At 74.3% G+C, this 18,251-nt stretch carries 16 protein-coding genes; 8 read left to right on the forward strand and 8 right to left on the reverse strand.

Translation table 11 applies throughout. The features are described 5' to 3' along the window. Positions 1 to 312 precede the first annotated feature (312 nt). From pdhA to ACZ3IL_RS10560, 5 genes are all read left to right on the forward strand, one after another. The gene (gene pdhA, locus ACZ3IL_RS10540; RefSeq protein ID WP_467388655.1) at positions 313 to 1,506 is read left to right on the forward strand and encodes a pyruvate dehydrogenase (acetyl-transferring) E1 component subunit alpha; all 1,194 of its coding nucleotides are present in this window, start codon (positions 313 to 315) and stop codon (positions 1,504 to 1,506) included. Positions 1,507 to 1,508: 2 nt separating this feature from the next. Further along, positions 1,509 to 2,489: an alpha-ketoacid dehydrogenase subunit beta gene (locus ACZ3IL_RS10545; RefSeq protein WP_467388657.1), complete on the forward strand. Its 981-nt coding sequence runs from the start codon at positions 1,509 to 1,511 to the stop codon at positions 2,487 to 2,489. A 31-nt stretch (positions 2,490 to 2,520) separates the two neighbouring features. After that, positions 2,521 to 3,915 (forward strand): dihydrolipoamide acetyltransferase family protein, encoded by a 1,395-nt coding sequence (locus tag ACZ3IL_RS10550; RefSeq protein ID WP_467389286.1) that lies wholly within the window; start codon positions 2,521 to 2,523, stop codon positions 3,913 to 3,915. Positions 3,916 to 4,092: 177 nt separating this feature from the next. Continuing rightward, positions 4,093 to 4,734, forward strand: coding sequence for a GntR family transcriptional regulator (locus ACZ3IL_RS10555; protein WP_467388659.1), 642 nt, complete (start codon positions 4,093 to 4,095; stop codon positions 4,732 to 4,734). After that, the gene (locus tag ACZ3IL_RS10560) at positions 4,731 to 6,086 is read left to right on the forward strand and encodes an MFS transporter (RefSeq protein WP_467388661.1); all 1,356 of its coding nucleotides are present in this window, start codon (positions 4,731 to 4,733) and stop codon (positions 6,084 to 6,086) included. Before ACZ3IL_RS10555 ends, ACZ3IL_RS10560 begins: the two co-directional genes overlap by 4 nt. Before the next feature lie 75 nt (positions 6,087 to 6,161). Here ACZ3IL_RS10560 and ACZ3IL_RS10565 read toward each other — a convergent pair whose 3' ends face one another. After that, positions 6,162 to 6,989 carry a maleylpyruvate isomerase family mycothiol-dependent enzyme gene (locus ACZ3IL_RS10565; RefSeq protein WP_467388663.1) on the reverse strand — a complete coding sequence of 276 codons (828 nt, stop codon included), beginning with the start codon at positions 6,987 to 6,989 and terminating at the stop codon, positions 6,162 to 6,164. A 156-nt stretch (positions 6,990 to 7,145) separates the two neighbouring features. Between ACZ3IL_RS10565 and ACZ3IL_RS10570 the strand changes: the two genes are divergently transcribed. Continuing rightward, complete coding sequence (locus ACZ3IL_RS10570; RefSeq protein WP_467388665.1) at positions 7,146 to 7,943, forward strand: carbon-nitrogen family hydrolase; 798 nt, start codon at positions 7,146 to 7,148, stop codon at positions 7,941 to 7,943. Positions 7,944 to 8,035: 92 nt separating this feature from the next. On the opposite strand, the gene ACZ3IL_RS10575 is transcribed toward ACZ3IL_RS10570, so the two are convergent. Both ACZ3IL_RS10575 and ACZ3IL_RS10580 read right to left on the reverse strand, forming a co-directional pair. Continuing rightward, the gene (locus ACZ3IL_RS10575) at positions 8,036 to 8,632 is read right to left on the reverse strand and encodes a hypothetical protein (RefSeq protein WP_467388666.1); all 597 of its coding nucleotides are present in this window, start codon (positions 8,630 to 8,632) and stop codon (positions 8,036 to 8,038) included. Positions 8,633 to 8,691: 59 nt separating this feature from the next. Beyond that, complete coding sequence (locus ACZ3IL_RS10580) at positions 8,692 to 10,266, reverse strand: aminotransferase-like domain-containing protein (RefSeq protein WP_467388668.1); 1,575 nt, start codon at positions 10,264 to 10,266, stop codon at positions 8,692 to 8,694. A 63-nt stretch (positions 10,267 to 10,329) separates the two neighbouring features. Between ACZ3IL_RS10580 and ACZ3IL_RS10585 the strand changes: the two genes are divergently transcribed. After that, entirely contained in the window at positions 10,330 to 11,709 is a 1,380-nt protein-coding gene (locus tag ACZ3IL_RS10585) for a trans-sulfuration enzyme family protein (RefSeq protein WP_467388670.1), read from the forward strand. A gap of 7 nt (positions 11,710 to 11,716) precedes the next feature. Here the strand turns inward: ACZ3IL_RS10585 and ACZ3IL_RS10590 are convergent, their stop codons facing one another. The 3 genes from ACZ3IL_RS10590 to ACZ3IL_RS10600 are packed head-to-tail and all read right to left on the reverse strand — an operon-like array spanning position 11,717 to position 14,462. Then, positions 11,717 to 12,208 carry an LURP-one-related/scramblase family protein gene (locus tag ACZ3IL_RS10590; protein ID WP_467388671.1) on the reverse strand — a complete coding sequence of 164 codons (492 nt, stop codon included), beginning with the start codon at positions 12,206 to 12,208 and terminating at the stop codon, positions 11,717 to 11,719. A gap of 41 nt (positions 12,209 to 12,249) precedes the next feature. Next, positions 12,250 to 13,002 carry a bestrophin-like domain gene (locus ACZ3IL_RS10595; RefSeq protein WP_467388673.1) on the reverse strand — a complete coding sequence of 251 codons (753 nt, stop codon included), beginning with the start codon at positions 13,000 to 13,002 and terminating at the stop codon, positions 12,250 to 12,252. Next, positions 12,999 to 14,462: a hypothetical protein gene (locus ACZ3IL_RS10600; RefSeq protein ID WP_467388675.1), complete on the reverse strand. Its 1,464-nt coding sequence runs from the start codon at positions 14,460 to 14,462 to the stop codon at positions 12,999 to 13,001. The genes ACZ3IL_RS10595 and ACZ3IL_RS10600 overlap by 4 nt, the downstream gene beginning before the upstream one ends. Before the next feature lie 144 nt (positions 14,463 to 14,606). Between ACZ3IL_RS10600 and ACZ3IL_RS10605 the strand changes: the two genes are divergently transcribed. Continuing rightward, entirely contained in the window at positions 14,607 to 16,406 is a 1,800-nt protein-coding gene (locus ACZ3IL_RS10605; protein WP_467388677.1) for an NHL domain-containing thioredoxin family protein, read from the forward strand. A gap of 15 nt (positions 16,407 to 16,421) precedes the next feature. Here ACZ3IL_RS10605 and ACZ3IL_RS10610 read toward each other — a convergent pair whose 3' ends face one another. Both ACZ3IL_RS10610 and ACZ3IL_RS10615 read right to left on the reverse strand, forming a co-directional pair. Beyond that, on the reverse strand, positions 16,422 to 16,766 hold the full coding sequence (locus ACZ3IL_RS10610) for a hypothetical protein (protein WP_467388679.1): 345 nt from the start codon (positions 16,764 to 16,766) through the stop codon (positions 16,422 to 16,424). Positions 16,767 to 16,836: 70 nt separating this feature from the next. Continuing rightward, positions 16,837 to 18,144 (reverse strand): M18 family aminopeptidase, encoded by a 1,308-nt coding sequence (locus tag ACZ3IL_RS10615; protein WP_467388681.1) that lies wholly within the window; start codon positions 18,142 to 18,144, stop codon positions 16,837 to 16,839. Between the last annotated feature and the right edge of the window lie 107 nt (positions 18,145 to 18,251).

An 18,251-nucleotide genomic window follows, 5' to 3' on the forward strand; every position in this document is an offset into this window, starting at 1 on the left:
GCGCCCGGGGTGCGCGGGATAACGTGCCGCTTGTTCCGGTGGCCCCCAGGCCGTTGCCGACGCGCTGACCAGCCGCTGTTCCCGCTTTTCTCGATTTACTTGGAAATCCAAGCAAAATCGCAGGTCAAGAGGGGTTTCGCGGGAATGCCACGCTGTGGGTAACGTGCCTATGACAGGGCGCTCGCCGGGGCACCTGTCACGCCCGACCCCGGCCGCGTCGCACCCACCCCGTGCGAAGGGTACGGACAAGGCGGAGAGCCGCACTGGCCTCACCGGCGAACCCGGGGGCCGGACCGACGGAGGAGCACGCACGTGACCGTGGAGAGCACTGCAGCGCGCAAGACGACGCGACGCGGCAGCGGCACCAAGCGCACCGCAAGCGCGAGCACGAGCACCACCAAGAAGACGAGCACGCGTGCCGAGGCGGGGACGGCCGAGCCCGAGCTCGTCCAGCTGCTGACGCCCGAAGGGGAACGCGTCCAGCACCCCGACTACGACATCGACCTGAGCGCCGGGGAACTGCGCGGTCTGTACCGCGACATGGTCCTCACCCGCCGCTTCGACGCCGAGGCGACCGCCCTCCAGCGCCAGGGCGAGCTGGGCCTGTGGGCCTCGCTGCTCGGCCAGGAGGCCGCCCAGATCGGCTCCGCCCGCGCCCTGCGGGACGACGACTACGTCTTCCCGACCTACCGCGAGCACGGCGTCGCCTGGGTCCGGGGCGTCGACCCGACGAACCTGCTGGGAATGTTCCGCGGCGTGAACAACGGCGGCTGGGACCCCACCAGCAACAATTTCCACCTGTACACGATCGTCCTCGGCTCGCAGACCCTGCACGCCACCGGCTACGCCATGGGCATCACCAAGGACGGCGCGGACTCCGCCGTGCTCGCCTACTTCGGAGACGGCGCCTCCAGCCAGGGCGACGTCAACGAGTCGTTCGTCTTCTCCGCGGTCTACAACGCCCCGGTGGTGTTCTTCTGCCAGAACAACCAGTGGGCGATCTCCGAACCCATCGAGAAGCAGACCCGCGTGCCGCTCTACCAGCGTGCGCGCGGCTTCGGCTTCCCCGGCGTCCGGGTCGACGGCAACGACGTCCTCGCCTGCCTGGCCGTGACCCGGTCGGCCCTGGAGCGCGCCCGCCGCGGCGAGGGACCGACGCTCGTCGAGGCGTTCACCTACCGCATGGCCGCCCACACCACCTCCGACGACCCGACCCGCTACCGCCGCGACGCGGAGCGCGAGGCGTGGGAGGCGAAGGACCCGATCCAGCGCCTCAGGACCTACATGGAGAACGAGGGCCACGCCGACGCGGCCTTCTTCGAGGAGCTGGAGACGGAGAGCGAGGCGCTCGGCAAGCACGTCCGCGAGGTCGTGCGCGCCATGCCCGTCCCGGAGCACACGGCCATCTTCGACAACGTGTACGCGGACGGGCACGCGCTCGTCGACGAGGAGCGCGCGCAGTTCACCGCCTACCAGGCGTCCTTCGCGCACGGAGAGGCCGAGTAATCATGGCTGTACAGCAGCTTCCCCTCGCGAAGGCGCTCAACGAGTCGCTGCGCAAGGCCCTGGAGACCGATCCCAAGGTCGTCGTCATGGGCCTGGACGTCGGCAAGCTCGGCGGTGTCTTCCGCATCACCGACGGCCTCCAGAAGGACTTCGGCGAGGACCGGGTCGTCGACACCCCGCTCGCCGAGTCCGGCATCGTCGGCACCGCGATCGGCCTCGCGCTGCGCGGATACCGGCCGGTGGTCGAGATCCAGTTCGACGGCTTCGTCTTCCCGGCGTACGACCAGATCGTCACCCAGCTCGCGAAGATGCGGGCGCGGTCGCTCGGCACGGTGAAGATGCCGGTCGTCATCCGCATCCCGTACGGCGGTGGCATCGGCGCGGTCGAGCACCACTCCGAGTCCCCCGAGTCGCTCTTCGCGCACATCGCGGGCCTCAAGGTGGTCACCCCGGCGAACTCCTCCGACGCCTACTGGATGCTCCAGCAGGCGATCCAGAGCGACGACCCGGTCATCTTCTTCGAGCCCAAGCGCCGCTACTGGGACAAGGGCGAGGTCGACACCGAGTCCATCCCCGGCGCGCTGCACAAGGCCCGGGTCGCCCGCGAGGGCACGGACCTCACCCTCGCCGCCTACGGCCCGATGGTGAAGACCTGCCTGGAGGCGGCCGCGGTCGCCGCCGAGGAGGGACGGTCGATCGAGGTCGTGGACCTGCGCTCGATCTCGCCGATCGACTTCGACACCCTCCAGGCCTCGGTCGAGAAGACCCGCCGCCTGGTCGTCGTCCACGAAGCCCCGGTCTTCTTCGGTTCCGGCGCGGAGATCGCGGCCCGGATCACGGAGCGCTGCTTCTACCACCTGGAGGCCCCCGTCCTGCGGGTCGGCGGCTACCACGCGCCGTACCCGCCGGCGCGCCTGGAGGAGGAATACCTGCCGGGTCTCGACCGTGTGCTCGACGCCGTCGACCGCTCGCTGGCGTACTGAGGAGAGCACCGTGACGATCCGCGAATTCAAGATGCCCGACGTGGGCGAGGGCCTCACCGAGGCCGAGATCCTCAAGTGGTACGTCCAGCCGGGTGACACCGTCACCGACGGGCAGGTCGTGTGCGAGGTCGAGACGGCCAAGGCCGCCGTCGAGCTGCCGAGCCCCTTCGACGGCACGGTCCACGAGCTGCACTTCCCCGAGGGGACGACGGTCGACGTCGGCCAGGTCATCATCTCGGTGAACGTCGGCGGCGCGGCCGGGTCCGCGCCGGTGGCCGAAGCCCCGGTGACCGGGTCCGCCGCGACCCCGGCCGCGCCGGAGGAGGCGGACGAGCCCCAGGGCCGCCAGCCGGTCCTCGTCGGTTACGGCGTGGCCGCCGGCTCCACCAAGCGCCGCCCGCGCAAGGCTTCCGAGCCCGGCACGCCGGCCGCCGCCGCGCCCGCACCACCGGCGCCCGTCGCCGTTCCCGTGCCGGAGCAGCTCAACGGGCACGCGCCGGCCGCCGGCCGTCCGCTGGCCAAGCCGCCGGTCCGCAAGCTCGCCAAGGACCTCGGGGTCGACCTGACGACGGTCGTCCCGACCGGCCCGGACGGCATCATCACCCGTGAGGACGTCCACGCGGCGGCGGTTCCGGCCCCCGCTCCGGCCGTCGAGACCCCGGCCCCCGCCCCGGCCCCGGTGCCCGCCGAGGTTCCGGCCCCCGCCCCGGTCGCCGCGTCCGGTGCCCGGGAGACCCGCGTGCCCATCAAGGGCGTGCGGAAGGCCACGGCGGCGGCGATGGTCGGCTCGGCCTTCACCGCGCCGCACGTCACCGAGTTCGTGACCTTCGACATCACCCGCACGATGAAGCTGGTCGAGGAGCTCAAGGCCGACAAGGACATGGCGGGCCTGCGGGTCAACCCGCTGCTCCTCATCGCCCGGGCGGTCCTGGTCGCGATCAGGCGCAACCCCGGGATCAACGCGGCCTGGGACGAGGCGGCGCAGGAGATCGTCCTCAAGCACTACGTGAACCTGGGCATCGCCGCGGCCACTCCGCGCGGCCTGATCGTGCCGAACATCAAGGACGCGCACGACCAGACGCTGCCCGAACTCTCCGCGTCGCTGAGCGAGCTGGTCTCCACGGCCCGCGAAGGGAGGACCACTCCGGCGGCGATGCAGGGCGGCACCTTCACCATCACCAACGTCGGCGTCTTCGGCGTCGACACCGGTACGCCCATCCTCAACCCCGGCGAGTCCGCGATCCTCGCGGTCGGTGCGATCAAGCTCCAGCCGTGGGTCCACCGGGGCAAGGTGAAGCCGCGTCAGGTCACCACGCTGGCGCTGTCGTTCGACCACCGCCTGGTCGACGGTGAACTCGGCTCCAAGTTCCTGGCGGACGTCGCCGCGATCCTGGAGCGGCCGAAGCGGCTGATCACCTGGACGTGACAGGGGTGTGAGCCCGTTACGGCGGCTCTGACCGTTTCACGTGAAACGCCCGGCCCGGGACCCTCCCGGCCGGGCGTTCTCATGCGCCCGGCTCTGCTTCCGCCCGCTTCCCTGTCCCCCGTCCCGCATCGCGGACGCGACCGACCTTCGTACCCCTGTTGTATCTATGCTGTGTTCATGGCATCAGCACCACCGGCGGCGGACCGCGTCTACACGCACGTCAAGCAGGCCGTACTCGACCGGCGTTACGAAGGGGGCACCCTCCTCACCGAGGGGGAGCTCGCCACGGCCGTGGGGGTGTCCCGGACTCCCGTCCGCGAGGCGCTGCTCAAGCTGGAGATGGAAGGGCTGCTGAAGCTCTACCCCAAGAAGGGCGCCCTCGTCCTCGCCGTCTCCGCCCAGGAGATCGCGGACGTGGTCGAGACCCGGCTCCTGGTCGAGGAGTTCGCCGTCCGCCGGGCCGTGCCCGCGCCCGCCGCCCTGGTCGCGCGCCTCGAAGAACTCCTGGAGGAGCAGAAGCGGCGCGCCGGAGCCGGGGACCTCGCCGAGGTCGCCGTCACCGACCGCTGCTTCCACGCCGAGATCGTCCGGCACGCGGGCAACCAGATCCTCGCCCGCCTCTACGACCAGCTCCGCGACCGCCAGTTGCGCATGGGCGTCGCCATGATGCAGGCCCGGCCCGACCGCGTCGCCAAGAACATCACCGAGCACGCCGAGATCCTCGACCGCATCAAGGCGGGCGACGCCGAGGGCGCCGCGCGCTGCGTCCGCCGGCACCTCGGCCGGGTCAAGGTCCTGGTCCGGGGTGAGGAGCGGTGAGCGGCCACGACGGACACGGCTCCGCCGTCACCCTGCCCGGAGATCCGCCCGGCGGCCGCCGCGCCGCCCTCGTCTGGGGCGTCGGCGTCGCCGTCTACTTCGTCGCCGTCATCTTCCGCACCTCGCTCGGGGTCGCCGGACTCGACGCCGCCGAACGCTTCGGCGTCAACGCCTCCGCGCTCTCCGCCTTCTCCATCCTCCAGCTGCTCGTCTACGCCGGCATGCAGATACCCGTCGGCCTCCTGGTCGACCGGCTCGGCACCAGGAAGGTCCTGGTCCTCGGCGTCGTGCTCTTCACCGCCGGGCAGCTCGGCTTCGCGCTGTCCCCCTCCTACGGCACGGCGCTCGCCTCCCGCGCCCTCCTCGGCTGCGGCGACGCCATGACCTTCATCAGCGTCCTGCGGCTCGGCAGCCGCTGGTTCCCCGCCCGGCGCGGCCCGCTCATCGGCCAGGTCGCCGCCCTCTTCGGCATGGCCGGGAACCTCGTCTCCACCGTCTTCATCGCCCGTGCCCTGCACGGCCTCGGCTGGACGGCCACCTTCGTGGGCAGCTCCCTCGCCGGCGTCCTGGTCCTCGTCCTGCTGCTGCTCTTCCTCAAGGACCACCCCGAGGGGTACGGGCCCCGGCCCTCCTCCGGGCTCCCGGCCCCGCTCGAACGGGGGGCGGCCCCCCGCCGCGCGGGCGCCGCCTACGTCCGCCGCCAGATCGCCGAGTCCTGGCGCGAACCGGGCACCCGCCTCGGCATGTGGGTGCACTTCACCACCCAGTTCCCGGCCATGGTGTTCCTGCTGCTCTGGGGGATGCCGTACCTCGTCGAGGCGCAGGGCCTGTCGCGGTCCGCCGCCGGGACGCTGCTCACCCTGGTGGTGCTCTCGAACATGGCCGTCGGCCTCGCGTACGGGCAGATCATCGCCCGCCACCACGCGGCCCGCGCCCCCCTCGCCCTCGGCACGGTCGCGGCCACCGCCCTGCTGTGGGGGGCCACCCTGGCGTATCCCGGCGACCGCGCCCCGATGTGGCTGCTCGTCACCCTCTGCCTGGTCCTCGGCGCCTGCGGACCGGCCTCGATGATCGGCTTCGACTTCGCCCGCCCGGCCAACCCGCCGGAGCGTCAGGGAACCGCCTCGGGAATCGTCAACATGGGTGGTTTCGTCGCCTCGATGACGACGCTGCTCGCCGTCGGCGTGCTGCTCGACGCGACCGGCGACAACTACCGGATCGCGTTCTCCTCGGTCTTCCTCCTGGAGGCCCTGGGCGTCGTGCAGATCCTGCGGCTCAAGGCCCGCACCCACCGCAGGGAACGGGAACGGCTCGTCGCCAGCCGCGTGGAGGCCGTGCACGTCCCGGTGTGACGGACGGCCGGGCGGCACCGCGCGGCCCGGCGGACCGGGGGCGGCCGGGCACCGCGCGGCCCGGCGGGCCGGGTCTCAGCGGGGCGTCACCGCGAAGTGGTCGAGGATCGCGCGGGCCAGCCGCTCGTCGCCCTCCGTCTTGACCCGGTCGGCCACGTCGGCCGGCCGGACCCGGCCGCAGGCCAGCCGCACGTACGTCTCCCAGTCCGTCGTCAGCGTCACCGCCGGGCCCAGCGAGGGCGCCCCGTCGACCGAACCGCGTCCCTCCGCGTCCACCCGCACCGTCCGCAAGAACTCCACCGGGCCGGTCACGTCGAGGACCACCGCCGAAGGGGCGGGCGCCCCGGCCTCCTTGGCGACCACCTCCGGCAGCGCCTCCAGGAGCACGTCCCGGGTCACGTACGCCCCCGGCGAGTCCAGGTTCCCCGGCACCCCGAGCGCCGCGCGCAGGTCCTGCTCGTGCACCCACACGTCGAAGGCCCGCTCCCGGTAGGCCGCCTCCAGGGTCTGCTCGGCGCCCAGCGGGGCCCGGATCAGGCGGTCGGGGGAGCGGCTCTCGTTGCGGAGCTGCCGGGCCCTGCGGATGAGGACGTACTCCAGCTCCGACGTCATCTCCGGCGCCGTGTGGTGCCGGCGCACATCGACCTGGACCTCCATGTAGCGCGCGAAGTCACTGCGCACGTGGTAGAGGTCGCGCGGCAGCGAGTGGATCGGCCGGGGGTCGCCGAGCATCTCCGTCTCCATGCCGATGACATGGGACACGATGTCCCGGACCGACCAGCCGGGGCAGGGGGTCCTGCGGTTCCACTCGCCCTCCACGAGCGGCTGCACCAGCTCGGCTATCGCCTCGATGGAATGGGTCCAGGCGTCGGCGTAGTTCTGGAGGCTGGGATGGACGGTCACGGGACCCCTCGGCGGTTCTTCGGTGCGCGGGCTGAATAACACGGCTGAATGGGAGGCTCGGACGCTAAGTTACGCTGCCCGAAGGCACCCCGGCAGTGCTTTCGTGTGACGATCGTAGGCCGGTGTTGACGGCTCGAATGCCAGGACGGTGGTAGTGTGCGCGCCTCGCTGATCCAGATCGCGGTAGACCCGGACGAACCGGTCGAAGCCCGTCGCGCCCGCGCGGCGCGCCTCGTCCGGGAGGAGCGCGGCCGGGCCGACCTCGTCGTCCTGCCGGAACTGTGGACCGTGGGGGCCTTCGCGTCCGGTCTGTTCGCCGCCGGGTCCGAGCCGCTGAACGGCCCGACGCACCGGGTGATGGCGGAGGCCGCCCGGGACGCCGGGGTCTGGCTGCACGCCGGATCGTTCGTCGAGGCGGAGGCCGGCTCCCTCTACAACACGTCGCTCGTCCTCTCCCCCGACGGGGAACTCGCCGCCTCCTACCGGAAGATCCACCGCTTCGGCTTCGACGAGGGCGAGGCGGTGCTGATGGCCGCCGGGGAGGACCTGGTCACCGTCGACCTGCCGCACCTCACCGTCGGCGTCGGCACCTGCTACGACCTGCGCTTCCCCGAACTCTTCCGGGGCCTGGTCGACGCGGGCGCCCAGGCCTTCGTCGTCCCGGCCGGCTGGCCCGCCGCCCGCCGCGCCCACTGGACCCTCCTCGCCCGCGCGCGGGCGGTCGAGAACCAGGCGTACGTCCTGGCCTGCGGCACCGCGGGCACCCACGCCGGCGTCGAGCAGGCCGGCCACTCGGTCGTCGTGGACCCGTGGGGAGAGGTCCTGGCGGAGGCCGGGGCCGGCGAGGAGGTCCTGCGGGCCGTCCTCGACCCGGACACGGTGACCACGACCCGCGAGCGGTTCCCCGCCCTCAAGGACCGGGTGCTGGGCGTCGCGGCGCCGACACGGACCTGAGGCGGCGGACCCGGCGAGGGACCTTTCCGGACCCGTTCCCGGGCGTGTTCCGGGAGCGGCGTCGCGGGCCGGGTGGGCTCCCGGAAGACGCCCTAGTACTGCGTCTCCGCCCACAGTTGGGTGATCCGGGAGAGGCCGGCGCGCAGCGAGCCGCCGCGGGTGAGGGCCGCCCGGTCCACCCCGGCGAAGACCAGGGCCAGGGACAGGTCCGCCGCGCCCGCCCGGCCCGACACGGTGACGTCGAGCCGTCGCCGCCTCCCCCGGACGGTCACGGCGACGCCCGGGTCCTCGGCGTCCGGCTCCCGGACCAGGACCCAGGAGCGCCGGTCCCGCGCCCACAGCCGGTAGCGGTCGCCGCCGTACCGCAGGCGCAGGGCCCGCTGCCGGGCCGTCGCGCCGAAGCGGTTGCGGCTCAGGGAGACCGGGGCGTCGCCGACGCGGAGGAACGCCCGGTTCAGCGTCGGCAGCCGGAGCACGTCCGTGTGGATCCCCCGGGCCTCGTACGAGGCGGTCGGCAACAGCCCGCCCCGCAGTTCGGACGCCACCAGTTCCGGCACGGTCCGCCGCAGCGGGGCCTCCACGGTGATCGCGCCGAACTCGGCGGACTCCCCCCGCCATCCGGACCGCCGCTCGTACCCCTTTCCCTCTCGCCACGGGTGCAGCGCGAACGGTGTGACGGTGGTGTGCACGGTCTCCCCCACGGATCTCGGTCGTCGTGTCGCGGTCCCGCGTCCCGGGCCGCGCCGCGTCAGACGACGATCCCATGCAGGGCGGCCCGCCCCGGCCGCGGCCCCGGGACGTACTCGGCCCAGGCCGCCGCCAGCCTCCGCACCGCCTCCGTCAGGACCTCCGGGGGCGCCAGGAAGTGCAGCCGCAGGTGCCGGAGGCTGCCGCCGAGGGCGTCGGTGGTGGCGCCGGGCAGGACGGCGACCCCGTGGCGGAGGGCGAGCTGGGCGAAGGAGACGCCGTCGCCGTGCGGAAGCCGCACCCACAGGGTCTGGCCGCCGGCCGCCGGGGCGCAGGACCAGGAGGGCAGCAGCCGGGACAGTTCGGCCCGCAGGTGGTCGTGGCCCGCCCGGCTCGTCCGGACCCGGGCCTCCAGGACCGGTGCGAAGCCGTCCAGGAGGCGGGCCGCCACCCACTGGGCCGGCACGTCGCTGCCCAGGTCGTGCAGGGCCTTCAGCCGGGCGAGCCGGGCGATCAGCGGTGCCGGGCCGCGCACCCAGCCGACGCGCAGCCCGCCCCACACCACCTTGCTCAGCGAACCGGCCGCGATCACCTCCCCGTACGCCGACAGCGGTGTCCACGGCCCGTCGTCGAAGGCCAGGTCGGCCAGGACCTCGTCGTCGACGAGCGGCACCCCGAGCGCGTTCGCCGCCTCGACGAGCCGCCGTCCGGCGAGCGGCGGGAGGACCGTCCCGGTCGGGTTCTGGAACCGGGCCACCACGTACGCCAGGGCCGGGCGGTGCCGCTCCATCAGCCGCACCGCCTCCGCCACGTCGACGCCGTCGGGCCCCACCGCCACCGGCAGCGGCACGGCCGCCGCCTCCCGGAACAGGTCGAGCGCCCCCGGATACGTCGGCGCCTCCACCAGGACCCCGTCCCCGGGCGCGAGCAGCAGCCGCACGAGCAGCGAGAGCCCCTGCTGGGCGCCGGTCGTGACCAGGATCTGCTCCGGTTCCGTCGGCACGCCCCGGGACGCGTACCGCGCGGCGACCGCCGCCCGCAGCGCTCCGAGGCCGGCCGGGTGGTAGCCGAGGTCCCCGTCGGGCAGGTCGAGCGAGCGGTACGCCTCCACCAGCTCGGCCGGCGGCCGGTCCGGGGCGGCGCAGCTCAGCAGGATCACGTCGTCCGGCGCCTCCAGGAGGTGCAGGAAGAGGGGGTTCGAGGTCTCGCGCACCCGGCCCGGCGCCCCGGCCACCCGGCCCGGCGGCCCCGCCACCCTGCCCGGGGCCCCCGCCACCCTGCCCGGTGTTCCGGCCGGCATGCCTTCCGCCCCGGCCGGGGCCGGCACGAGCACGGCCGGCGCCACCCGCGTACCGCTGCCCTGCCGGCGGACGAGCCGTCCCTCCTGCCGCAGCGTGTCGTAGGCGGCGACCACCGTCGTACGGCCCACGGCCAGGGCCGCGGCGAAGCGCCGGTCCGGCGGCAGGAGGGACCCGGGCGGCAGCACCCCCTCGTCGATCAGCCGGCGCAGCCGGGCGGCGAGCAGGAGGTACAGCGGTCCGCGCCCGGCCGCCCAGCGCCCGAGCCGGGCGACCAGCACGTCGGGGGAGGGGGACGGGGAAGGGGAGGGGGAGGGGGAGGAAAGGATTGGCTCCATCGCCGGACCAATCTGCCGGGATTGGACCTGGGAAGGCAAGCGTCCGCTCCCCAGACTGGCCGCATGAGCCACGCCGACGCCCCCGAAACCCCTGCCGCCCCCGAGACCTCCGGCGTTCCCGAGACCTCCGGCACTCCCGGCACCTCCGACGCCCTCGGCCTCCCCGATGCGTCCGGCCTCCCCGACGCGTCCGGCGCCCCCGGCCTCCCCGACGCGTCCGGCGCCCCCGGCCTCCCCGGCCCCTCGCTCCGTCCCGGGACCCTCGCCGTGCACCCGCCCCGCGTCGAGGTCACCGGCAGCAGGCCCCTCGGCGTTCCCCTCCACCAGGGACACGTCTTCGCGTTCGACTCCGCCGACGCCCTGGCCGAGGGCTTCACCTCCCCGGACGCCTTCCTCTACGCCCGCCTCGGCAACCCCACCGTCCGCACCCTGGAGGACGCCGTCGCCCGTCTCGAAGGCGGCACCTCCGGCCTCTCCTTCGCCTCCGGCATGGGCGCCGTCAACGCCGTCCTCCTCGCGCTCCTCGGCGGCGGTGCCCACGTCGTCGCCCAGTCGTGCCTGTACGGCGGTACGTACGCGGTCCTCGAGGACCTCGCCGCCCGCTGGGGCGTCGAGGTCACGTACGTCTCCGGGACGGACCCGGAGGAGGTCCGGGCCGCCCTGCGTCCCTCGACCCGTCTCCTCTACCTGGAGACCATCGCCAACCCGACCACCCGCGTCTCCGACCTCCCCGCGCTCGCCGCCGTCGCCGCCGGGGCCGGGGTCCCGGTCGCCGTGGACAACACCTTCGCCTCCCCGCTCCTCTGCCGCCCCCTCGACCACGGCGCCGACATCGTGCTCCACTCCGCCACCAAGTACCTCGCCGGGCACGCGGACGTCCTCGGCGGGGTCGCCGTCTTCAAGGACCCCGGGCTGTACGGCAGGGTCCGCCGCCACGCCGTCGAACAGGGGGCGTCCACCGACCCGTTCGCCGCCTGGCTCACCCTGCGCGGTCTGCAGACGCTCTCCCTGCGCGTGGAGCGGCAGTGCGCGAACGCCGCCGAGCTGGCGGCCCGGCTCGCCGCGCACCCGGCGGTCGCGGCCGTCCGGCACCCGGCCCTCGCGGACCACCCGGACCGGGAGGTCGCCGCCCGTCTGCTGTCCGGCGGGGGCGGCGGGGTGATCTCGGCCGACCTGGCGGGCGGCCGGGACGCGGGCCGCGTCTTCGTGGAGGCGGTCCGGCTGGCCTCGCTCAGCGTCTCGCTGGGAGACGTGAAGACCCTGGTGATGCACCCGGCCTCCACCTCCCACCACCAGCTCGACGCGGCGGCCCTGGCGGCGGCCGGCATCGGCGCCGGGACGGTCCGGATCTCGGTCGGCATCGAGCACGTCGAGGACCTGTGGGCGGATCTGGACCAGGCGCTGGACCGGGCCCTGGAGGAGACCGGGGGGAAGGCGTCCTGACCGGGGCTCAGTCCTCCCGTTCCCGCTCGGCCATCCTGATCACGCACACCGCGACCGCGACGAGGAGGGCGGCGTCCGCGTCCTCCCGGACCACGTTCACCGCGTAGGTGTCGCGGACGCGGAACCACTGCCGGGAAACGTGCACCAGGAGTTCGCCCTCGTACTCGACGACGAACTCCCGGTCCAGAATCCGGCCGCTGACGTCCAGTTCGGTGCCTTCGGCGAGCGTCACCCGGTAGTGGTTGCGCAGCAGGGAGAGCCGTTTGCGGCGGACGGTGGCGAGTGGCTGGCCGTCCCGCTCGATCGTCATCGCGTCCCGCAGGCCGAACAGCTTCTGCCGCAGCGTGATCAGGACCCGCCCCTCGGGGTCCTTCAGCTCCAGGGTGTCGCGCAGCCGCATGGCCTTGCCGTCGGCGAGGAAGGCGTGGCGGCCCTCCTCGTCCTCGATCCAGTAGTCGTCACCGATCGCGAAGATCTTGTCCCGTACGAGGTATTTCACCCCGCCATGTCTGCCCGCCGGCCCCGTTTCTCACCCGGATCTCACCCGAAGTAACGGGTGAACACGTCCGGGGTCGCCCCCAGCAGCCCCCCGTACGGCGAGTCGAGCTGGTGGATCAGCAGCACCGTGAAGGCGATGAACCCGGACAGGCCCATCACCATCACCACGTGGGTCGTGCTCCTCTTGATGCCGAAGATGAACATGAACGCGAGCGTCAGGAGGCCGCCGATCAGCAGCCCCGTCCACAGCACGGGGGACAGGCTCTCCTGCGCCGCCGCCTCCCGGCCGCGCCGCGCGTCGTCCACGTAACCGAGCTGGGCGAGCACCTCCTGGGCCGCGATCTGCTCGGACATCCGGTCGGCGCGGGTCACCTCGCCCGCCCGCCGCAGCTGGTCGAGCAGCGTCCAGCCGGAGGAGTCCAGCGGTTCGCGGGCGGCCATCGCGGGCCACTCGACGCCCACGACGTGGTGCGCGTACGCCCGGGCCGCGTCGCGCACCGGCTGCCGCTGGGCGGTGGGGAGCGAGTCCGCGAGGAGGTACGTCTGGTGCAGTGCGCTCGCCTCGGCCTGGACGTGGTCGGCGGCGGCGGAGCGGGTCTCCCAGACGGAGACCAGGCAGAGGCCGAGGACGACGGCGTAGAGGACCGACACCATCATGGCGATGTACTCGGCCACGTCCTCGCGCGGCTCCTCGTCCTCGCCGACCGGGAAGAGCCTGGTCTTGGCGAAGACGGAGAGGGCGGCGACGAGCGCGACCCCGAGGACGACGGCGAGGGTTTCGAGCACGGCGGTCATCCCTTCCTGTTTCCGAGCAGGGCGGCGGCGACGGCCGCCGGGATCAGGAGCAGCAGCAGCATCGTCACGACCCCGAACTCCCGCGCCTCCCGCCCCCGGCGCCGCAGCCGCCCGAGGAACCCCTCGTCGTCGGTTCCGGTGGCGCGGCGGAGCGCGGGGGGTTCGGAGGCGGCGTCCCGGACCGGGGGAAGGCCCCGCGGGGGCGCCGGGGAGGCGGGGGAAGCCGGGGACACGGGGGAAGCCGGGGGCGCCGGTACGGCGGCTCCCGGCGGTACGGCCCCGGGGGCCGCGCCGGTCCCGGTCCCGGGGACTCCGGGGGTCCCGGGAGGCAGGAGCACTCCGGGAATGCCGAGGAGCCCGGTGGCTCCCCCTGCCGCGAGCACCCCCGGGGCACCCGGACCCCCCGGAGTCCCGCCGCTCCCCGCCCCGCCGCTCCCCGTTCCGGCCTCACCGGCCTCGATCACGACCTCTCCCGGCTCCGGCCCGGCCGCCCCCGGAGTCCCGGCCGCTCCCGGAGCCCCGGGGTTCGCCCGCGCTCCGGGGGGCCCGGCGGCTCCCGGGGCCGCGCCCGATCCCGGGGTGCCGCCCGTCCCGGTCCCCGTTCCCCCCGTCCCCGGGGCGCTCCCCCCGGTCCCTCCGCCCGTGCCGCCCTCCCCCACCACGAAGACGGCCGTGGCCCCCGCCGTGAGCACCGGTGCCGAGACCCGCTCGCCTCCCGCCCCGTACGTGGCCGTCCCGTCGCTCCCGGAGGCGAGGCCCGTGCTCCGGTAGGTCCCCGGGGCGAGCCGTACGGTGGCCGCGCAGAGGGCCGAGGTGTCCGGGGCGAGGGCGGCCACGGTTCCGTCCGGGCCTCCGCAGTCCGGGGTGCCGGAGGTGAGGCCGAGGCCGGGGTCCTCGACCCGTACGGCCCGGAGGGGGAGGTTCCCCCGGTTGGTGACGGTGTACGTCACGGTGGCCGCGCCCGGTTCCGGGACCCCGACCGCCGCCCGCACGGTGAGTTGGAGGGCCCCGGCGACCCCGGTGTACCCGGAGGGGACGGTCGCGGTGAGGCGCCGCGACAGGGAGGGGACGTCGCCCTCGACCCGTACGGCGTCCCGGCGCGTGCCGGGCAGGGCGGGGAAGCGGGCGACGCACTCCGTCTCCCCGAGCGCCGGGAGGGGGCGCTCCGGGCACCGCGCGGCCCCTCCCGGGACCCCGGGGTCCAGGACCCGCACCCCGTACAGGTCCGCCTCGCCCCGGTTGACCAGGTGGTACCGCTTCACGACCTCCGTCCCGGCGCGGACCTCCGGGGGGTGGCGCCCGCTGTCGGCGCGGCCGTTCACGGTCACGGTCAGCCGCAGGGCCTCGTCCCCGACCCCGCCGGCCCAGGCGGAGGGGGCGGGGAAGAGGAACGGGACGACCTCCGTCAGGACGAGCAGCACCAGGACGAGGGGCACCGCCACGAGGAACCCGCCGCTCACCCGACAGCGGTAATAGTCCGACGATCCGACCGCACGTTCCGCCATGCCCGCCATGCTGACCGGCCCCCGCCCCCGAACCCGCTCCCGGACACGCCCCTCACCCCACCCGCCCCCCACTTTCCACCCGTACGGCACCCTTGACCCATGAACGCTCCCGCGCCCACCCCCGCGCCCCGACGTGCCCGTGTCCGCGCCCCCGAACTGATCGGCAAGGGCGGCTGGCTGAACACGGGCGGAGAAGAGCTGACCCTCGCCGGCCTGCGGGGAAAGATCGTCCTCCTCGACTTCTGGACCTTCTGCTGCGTGAACTGCCTGCACGTCCTCGACGAGCTGCGCGACCTGGAGGAGAAGCACCGCGACACCCTGGTGATCATCGGGGTGCACTCGCCGAAGTTCGTGCACGAGGCCGAGCACCGGGCGGTGGTGGACGCCGTCGAGCGGTACGAGGTGCACCACCCCGTACTGGACGACCCGGAGCTGGCGACCTGGAAGCAGTACGCCGTGCGCGCCTGGCCGACGCTCGTCGTGATCGACCCCGAGGGGTACGTCGTCGCCCAGCACGCCGGCGAGGGCCACGCCAACGCGATCCGGACCCTGGTCGAGGAGCTGGAGGCCGAGCACGGGGCCAAGGGGACGCTGCGGCGCGGCGACGGACCCTACGTGGCGCCGGAACCCGTCGCCACCGACCTGCGCTTCCCGGGCAAGGCGGTCGTCCTCCCGTCCGGGAACCTCCTGGTCTCCGACACCACCCGGCACCGGCTCGTCGAGCTGGCTGCGGACGGCGAGACCGTCGTGCGCCGCGTCGGCGAGGGCGTCTTCCGCGAGCCGCAGGGACTCGCCCTGCTGCCCGGCGGCACGGTGGTCGTCGCCGACACGGTGAACCACGCCCTGCGCGCGTACGACCCGGAGAGCGGCGCGATCGAGCTGCTCGCCGGCACCGGGAAGCAGTGGTGGCAGGGGTCCCCGACCTCCGGCCCCGCCCTGGAGGTCGACCTCTCCTCACCGTGGGACGTGGCCTGGTGGCAGGGCAAGGTGTGGATCGCGATGGCCGGCGTCCACCAGCTGTGGACGTACGACCCGGAGACCGGGACCGTCGGGGTCGCGGCCGGGACGACCAACGAGGGCCTGGTCGACGGGCCCGCCGCCGAGGCCTGGTTCGCGCAGCCCTCCGGGCTCGCGGCCGCCGGCGACCGGCTGTGGATCGCGGACTCCGAGACCAGCTCCCTGCGCTGGATCGGCACGGACGGGAACGTCCGCACCGCCGTCGGCACCGGCCTCTTCGACTTCGGCCACCGCGACGGCGACGCCGGCCAGGCGCTGTTCCAGCACCCGCTGGGCGTGACCGCACTGCCCGACGGCTCGGTCGCCGTCAGCGACACGTACAACCACGCCCTGCGCCGCTACGACCCCGCCACCGGCGAGGTCACCACCCTCGCCACCGACCTGCGCGAGCCGAGCGGCGCGGTCCTCGTGGACGGCGACATCGTGGTGGTCGAGTCCGCCCGGCACCGGCTGACCCGGCTGCGGCTGCCCGAGGAGGCCGTCCGGGTCGAGGCCGTCGCCCACCGCACCCGGCGCGAGGCCACCGGGGTGGCCCCCGGCCGCCTCCGCCTCGACGTCGTCTTCCGGGCGCCGACCGGACAGAAGCTGGACGACCGGTACGGCCCCTCGACCCGGCTCCTGGTCTCCTCGACCCCGCCGGAGCTGCTGCTCGGCGGCGAGGGCACGGGCACGGACCTCTTCCGCGAGCTGGACCTGAACCCGGAGGTCACCGAGGGCGTCCTGCACGTCTCCGCGATGGCCGCCTCCTGCGACGACGACCCCGCGAACGAGTACCCGGCCTGCCACGTCCACCAGCAGGACTGGGGCGTCCCGGTGAAGGTCACCGACGCGGGCGTCTCCCGGCTCCCGCTGATCCTCGCGGGCATGGACGAGCGGGCCTGAGGGGCCGCCGGGGGATCAGCGGACGATCCCCTGGTTTTTGGAGGGGCGTCCGGCGGCCGCGTCCAGGCACCCCTCCACCCAGGCGGCCGGGTCGTGGACGGCCCGGTCGCCGCCCGCGCCGTCCCGCTCCATGCGCGCGCACTCCCCGTCCAGCAGCGCCTTCGTCCGCGTCCCGTCCACGTCGTACCCGCGGATGCGGGAGGCCTGGACGTAACCCCCCTCGTACGCGATGTCCGTGCCCCACGGGGGCCGCTCGTCGTACTTCGCGACGAGCAGCCCCGCCCCGGTCAGGGCCAGGAGCACGGCGACGACGGCGAACGGGACGAACTTCCGCGGCGGCGGACCCTCATGTCGGTGCATGGGGACGAGCCTGCCGGGCGGGACCTTTCGCGGATGTTTCGCGCAGGGTCCCGCCCGGGAGCGGGGCGGCTCAGCCCTCCAGGAAGGCCACCAGCGCGTTCGCGAGGAGGTACGGGTCCTCCGCGCCGCACAGTTCGCGGGCGCTGTGCATGGAGAGGATCGCGACGCCGATGTCCACGGTGCTGATGCCGTGGCGGGCGGCCGTGATCGGGCCGATCGTGGTGCCGCAGGGCATGTCGTTGTTGGAGACGAAGGTCTGCCAGGGCACGCCCGCCTTCTCGCAGGCGGCGGCGAAGACGGCCCGGCCGCTGCCGTCGGTGGCGTAGCGCTGGTTGACGTTCACCTTGAGGATCGGGCCGCCGTTGACGCGCGGGTGGTGCGTCGGGTCGTGCCGCTCCGCGTAGTTGGGGTGCACGGCGTGGCCGGTGTCGGAGGAGAGGCAGACGGTGCCCGCGAAGGCGCGCGCCCGGTCCTCGTAGGAGCCGCCGCGCGCGTGCACCGAGCGCTCCAGGACGTTGCCCAGGAGGGGGCCCTGCGCGCCGGTGTCGGACTCGGAGCCGTTCTCCTCGTGGTCGAAGGCGGCGAGGACGGGGATGTACGGGAGGTCGTCGCGGCCCGCGAGGGAGGCGAGGGCGGCGGTGGCGGCGTGGACGGAGAGCAGGTTGTCCATGCGCGGCCCGGCGAGGAGTTCGCGGTCGCGGCCCAGGTAGGCGGGGGCCTCCACGGCGTGGACCATGAGGTCCCAGCCGGCGACGTCGTCGGCGTCGGCGCCGGCCTCGGCGGCGACGAAGGAGATCAGGTCGCCCTCGTGGACGTCCCCGGTGCCCCAGACGGGCTGCATGTGGCGCTGGCGGTCCAGCTTGAGGCCGTCGTTGGCCCCCCGGTCGAGGTGGATGGCGAGCTGCGGGACGCGCAGCAGGGGCCGGTCCACGTTCACCAGGCGGTGGGTGCCGTCGCGGAGGGTGAGCCGCCCGGCGAGGCCGAGGTCGCGGTCGAGCCAGGTGTTGAGGAGGGTGCCGCCGTAGATCTCGACGGCGACCTGCCGCCAGCCCTGGGAGCCCATGTCGGGCAGCGGCTTCACGCGCAGGTTGGGCGAGTCGGTGTGGGCGCCGACGATCCGGTACGGGGTGTGGGCGGCGGCGCCCTCCGGCACGTACCAGGCGATGATCGCGCCGCCGCGGACCACGTACTTCCCGCCGCTCGTCGCGTCCCAGGCCGCGGTCTCCTCGATCCGGCGGAATCCGGCCTTCTCCAGCCGTTCCGCGGCGTTCGCCACCGCGTGGTACGGCGAGGGGGAGGCCGAGAGGAAGGCCGTCAGGTCGTCGGTGTGTCCGCGGTCGAAGGGGCCGGCGGTGGTGCGGGAAGCTGCGCTGCTCATGGGTTCACCTTACGCAGGGCCCGGCGGGCGGGGACGGGGCCCCGGGGTGGCGCGGGGCCCCGCGGGGACGCCCGCGGACAGCGGGAACGGCCCGCCCCCCTCCCCGG

This window comes from Streptomyces sp. NPDC014907 (genome assembly GCF_055562975.1).

Excerpts from the sequence above, each read along its gene's own strand:
- ACZ3IL_RS10615 (WP_467388681.1), bottom strand. The coding sequence starts at position 18,144 with ATGAGCAGCGCAGCTTCCCGCACCACCGCCGGCCCCTTCGACCGCGGA.
- ACZ3IL_RS10605 (WP_467388677.1), top strand. The coding sequence starts at position 14,607 with ATGAACGCTCCCGCGCCCACCCCCGCGCCCCGACGTGCCCGTGTCCGC.
- ACZ3IL_RS10555 (WP_467388659.1), top strand. The coding sequence starts at position 4,093 with ATGGCATCAGCACCACCGGCGGCGGACCGCGTCTACACGCACGTCAAG.
- ACZ3IL_RS10580 (WP_467388668.1), bottom strand. The coding sequence starts at position 10,266 with ATGGAGCCAATCCTTTCCTCCCCCTCCCCCTCCCCTTCCCCGTCCCCC.
- ACZ3IL_RS10610 (WP_467388679.1), bottom strand. The coding sequence starts at position 16,766 with ATGCACCGACATGAGGGTCCGCCGCCGCGGAAGTTCGTCCCGTTCGCC.
- ACZ3IL_RS10550 (WP_467389286.1), top strand. The coding sequence starts at position 2,521 with ATGCCCGACGTGGGCGAGGGCCTCACCGAGGCCGAGATCCTCAAGTGG.
- ACZ3IL_RS10595 (WP_467388673.1), bottom strand. The coding sequence starts at position 13,002 with ATGACCGCCGTGCTCGAAACCCTCGCCGTCGTCCTCGGGGTCGCGCTC.
- ACZ3IL_RS10585 (WP_467388670.1), top strand. The coding sequence starts at position 10,330 with ATGAGCCACGCCGACGCCCCCGAAACCCCTGCCGCCCCCGAGACCTCC.
- ACZ3IL_RS10545 (WP_467388657.1), top strand. The coding sequence starts at position 1,509 with ATGGCTGTACAGCAGCTTCCCCTCGCGAAGGCGCTCAACGAGTCGCTG.